The sequence below is a fragment of the candidate division WOR-3 bacterium genome (genome assembly GCA_016867815.1).
GTDB lineage: Bacteria > Hydrothermota > Tepidihabitantia > Tepidihabitantales > Tepidihabitantaceae > UBA2258.
In genome coordinates this window covers 1-3,523 of sequence record VGIR01000166.1, presented here as the reverse complement: position 1 = coordinate 3,523, position 3,523 = coordinate 1, and the positions used below count along the sequence as shown (strand labels likewise).

Sequence of the window (3,523 nt, the reverse complement as noted above, 5' to 3'; positions counted from 1 at the left end):
TTCAGCTTCTACGCCACCAAGAACCTCAGTGCGCTGGGGGATGCGGGAGCGATTGTGCTATCGAACGAGGAACGGGCAGACTCGCTGCGGCAGCTCCGATCTCATGGCCGGGATGCGAACGGGCGCCACTCCTGCCTCGGATACAACTCGCACCTGGACGAGCTTCAAGCCGCCTTCCTTCATCTCAAACTCGGACATCTGGACGCAGAACTGGCGCGGCGTCGTGAGCTTGCGGCTCGCTACGATGCGGAGCTGCCGCCCGAGGTCCCAAGAGTGCGCGGGGCCGCAGGCTGCACGTCAAACTACCACCAATACGCAGTCAGGAGCGACCGCCGCGATGCGCTCAGGCAGTTCCTGCTGGAGCAAGGGATTGGGAGCGGCGACTACTACCGACTACCGGCGCACATGGAACCAGCTGCCTCGGCCCTCGGCCCGTTCCCACCTCTGCCTGAGACCGAGCACGCCTGCAGCGAAGTGATCACTCTGCCCATCCGTCCGAGCCTCACGGACGAGCAGCAGAAATCGGTTGTCGACGCGGTGCGGCGGTTCTTCGCCGGGACTTAGAAGTCAGACGGACCTGCCGGCCTTGCGCCGGCTTCGGGCATCTTCCTGCATCGCTTCGGCCGTCTCCCCAATCTGCCTGAGGAGTTCAAGGTTCTCCTCGGCCTCCTTCTGGTCAAGCACCTGGATGGCGAACCCGGCATGGACGATGACGTAGTCCCCAACCTTCACGTCCGGCGTCATCATGATTGACACCTCGCGCTGGATGCCTCCGACCTCGCCGACAGCGTCGTTGCCGTTGACCGACACCAGCTTGAGCGGAACAGCAAGGCACATGTCAGGAAGGATAGTGATCCAGTGGTCTGGTGAACGAGTGGTCAAGTGTCCCGGGCTCCTTCACTGGACCACTGGAGTACTTGACCACTGGACCACTCATGTCTTGAGCGGCTTCTTCTCCGCGGCCGGAAAGAGGACGTTGTTCAGTATCAGCCGGTACCCGGGCGAGTTCTTGTGAAGTGACAGGTCGGTCGGCGGATCGCCGATCCGGTGTGCAAAATCCTCGGGGTCATGCCCACCCAGAAACGTGAACGTGCCTTTGCCGAAGTTGCCGTGAATGTATTTGAGTTCCTCGGTATTGGCAACCTCGGCCAGCACCAGCACATCTTTCTTGACCTTGGTCCGTCGGAAGCCGCAATTCTGTCCCAGGAACTCCTTGACCAACCCGACGTGGTCCTGAACGAGCATGCACGGCACCGGGTCATACTTGGCTGAGAAGTCGAACAGCGAGAAGTAGACATCCGGACCCCGCGCCGTCGCTTCATTGTAGGTATCGATGTCCGAGTGCTCATAGACAGAAGGATCGGTCATCAGGTTGAATCCCTCGAAGGCGAGGCAACCCTTGAAGTCGAGCTTCGACCCATAGGTCGGGTCAACGCCATCACCATCGAAGACCGCGCTGCAGATATCAGTATTGCGGGCTGCCCAGGCGATGTCCGGGGTGTCGGTTGCCGAACACATGGCAAAGAGCATCCCGCCGTCGGTCACGTACTGGCGTATCAGCTGGGTGATTGCCAGTTTCAGCCCGCTGACTTTCTTGTAGCCCAACTCGGCTGCCGTCTTGGTGCTGATAGCGACATCTCTCTGATACCACGGCTGAGTCTGATACGATGCGTAGAACTTGCCGTACTGGCCGGTGAAGTCTTCATGGTGCAGGTGAAGCCAGTCATACTGAGCCAGCTTGCCGGTGACTGCCTCCTTGTCCCATACCACATCGTAGCTGATACCTGCGTAGTCGAGTACCAGTCGCACGGCGTCGTCCCACGGGTCAACGGTGGGTGGCGCATACACAGCGAGCTTGGTCGGACGTTCCAGCGTAACCGATTCCATGTTGCTCGTCGCGACAGTTGAACGTATCTGCACCACCTCACTTGCCCCGACCGTCTGGTAGACCACGCCGTTGAGCTTGCACTCTCGCACCGCCTGCTGCTCCGGTTGAAACAGGAATGACCCACCCCGGTAGTTGAGCAACCACTCCACCTTCTGCCCGCGTTGCAGCAGCCGGTGGATGACACCGTAGGCCCTTAGATGATCGGTCTGGCTCAGGTCCATCGGTATCATGGTCATGGTCTGTGCATGCACGGATGCGAAGGTCGCCAGGACTGTGACCATGATTGCACTCCACGGGCTCAGTCGCGCGAAAGCTCGAACTCGGAAATCCGACGGACGATGCAAGCACGAATACCCCAATCCGTCATCTTGTCTGCATTCGAGCTCCAATCGGGTTTCGAGCTTCGTCATTCGAGTTTAGCCTGTGATATGCGTTCCGGCCTTGCCCGCCATCGCCTCGGCAAGGTGGCCCGGATCGGTGATGACGACCTCTTTTCCACCCCTCTGCAGGAAGTCGAGTGCCGCCTCGATCTTCGGACCCATACTGCCGGCCGGAAACTGCCTGGCGGCAAGGTGGTTCTTCACATCCAGTGCTGAGACGAATCCCAGTGGGGTTTGGTTTGCCTGGCCGTAGTTCAAACAGACGTGCTCCACAGCCGTGGAGATCACCAGTCTCTCGGCTCCGATGTCGCCGGCCAAGAGGCTTGAAGCCAGGTCCTTGTCTATCACCGCCGCAACACCCTTCAGCGTTCCATTGTCGCGCACCACCGGTATCCCGCCGCCGCCGCAGGCGATGACCACAGCCCCCGAGCCAAGGAGGGATTCGACCTCCGTCATCTCTACGACGCTGATCGGTCGCGGTGAGGGAACAAGCCGCCTGAAGCCACGACCAGCGTCCTCGCGCAGAACCCACCCGAGTTCCTTCTCCAGCCTGGCAGCCTCGCCCTTCGTGTAGAACGGCCCCACCGGCTTGGATGGCTCGCGGAATGCCGGGTCGGCCGCATCGACTACCACTTGCGTCACCAGGGTAACCACCGGCCTTCCGATGCTCCGCCGCTTGAATTCGTTGTCGAGTGACTGCTGAATCATGTAGCCGATTTCGGCCTGTGTCTGGGCGTTGCACGCGTCGAGTGGTACCTCGGGCAACCGGTTCCGGGCAAGATGTGACCGGATGAGGATGAATCCGACCTGCGGGCCGTTGCCGTGCGTGACTACGATGTCGTGCCCAGCCTCAGCGACGTCGGCTATGGAACGGCACGTTTCAGCGGTCGTCGCCAGTTGGTCGGCAAACGAGCTTTTGTCCTTCGACCGGATCAGTGAGTTGCCACCGATGGCGACTACGGTTACGGGTCTCATCAGACATACACGTTATCACACCGGCCAGAAGAATCAAGACGACCAAAGGGCAAAGCACGAATGACGAAGCCTGAATTCCGATTGAAGCTCGAATGGCGGCAATGACCAACTGGGAGTTCGGACTTCGGGTTTCAATCGTCATTCGTACTTCGAGCTTCGGGTTTTGCCTCCGCAGCAGTTCTGGCCTGGGTACATGGTGACCCCCTGAGAGAGGTAAGACGGTCAGCGGGAATTGCTCCGCGGAGATGGAGAGAGATGAGACGGAACGTGCGTGAGATTT

4 protein-coding genes are annotated in these 3,523 nt (G+C 59.9%); 1 reads left to right on the top strand and 3 read right to left on the bottom strand.

The window, feature by feature from the left end; all coding sequences use genetic code 11:
- Positions 1–564: hypothetical protein (locus FJY68_13830; GenBank protein ID MBM3332905.1), on the top strand; the 564-nt coding region annotated here is incomplete at its 5' end.
- 3 nt (positions 565–567) lie between these two features.
- Here FJY68_13830 and FJY68_13825 read toward each other — a convergent pair.
- The 3 genes from FJY68_13825 to arcC form a co-directional block, all read right to left on the bottom strand.
- On the bottom strand, positions 568–837 hold the full coding sequence (locus FJY68_13825) for a HypC/HybG/HupF family hydrogenase formation chaperone (GenBank protein MBM3332904.1): 270 nt from the start codon (positions 835–837) through the stop codon (positions 568–570).
- Between the two features lie 96 nt (positions 838–933).
- Entirely contained in the window at positions 934–2,109 is a 1,176-nt protein-coding gene (locus tag FJY68_13820) for an asparagine synthetase B (protein ID MBM3332903.1), read from the bottom strand.
- 195 nt (positions 2,110–2,304) lie between these two features.
- Positions 2,305–3,243 (bottom strand): carbamate kinase, encoded by a 939-nt coding sequence (arcC, locus tag FJY68_13815; GenBank protein ID MBM3332902.1) that lies wholly within the window; start codon positions 3,241–3,243, stop codon positions 2,305–2,307.
- Positions 3,244–3,523: the final 280 nt, after the last annotated feature.

Excerpts from the sequence above, each read along its gene's own strand:
- FJY68_13825 (MBM3332904.1), bottom strand. The coding sequence starts at position 837 with ATGTGCCTTGCTGTTCCGCTCAAGCTGGTGTCGGTCAACGGCAACGAC.
- FJY68_13820 (MBM3332903.1), bottom strand. The coding sequence starts at position 2,109 with ATGGACCTGAGCCAGACCGATCATCTAAGGGCCTACGGTGTCATCCAC.
- arcC (MBM3332902.1), bottom strand. The coding sequence starts at position 3,243 with ATGAGACCCGTAACCGTAGTCGCCATCGGTGGCAACTCACTGATCCGG.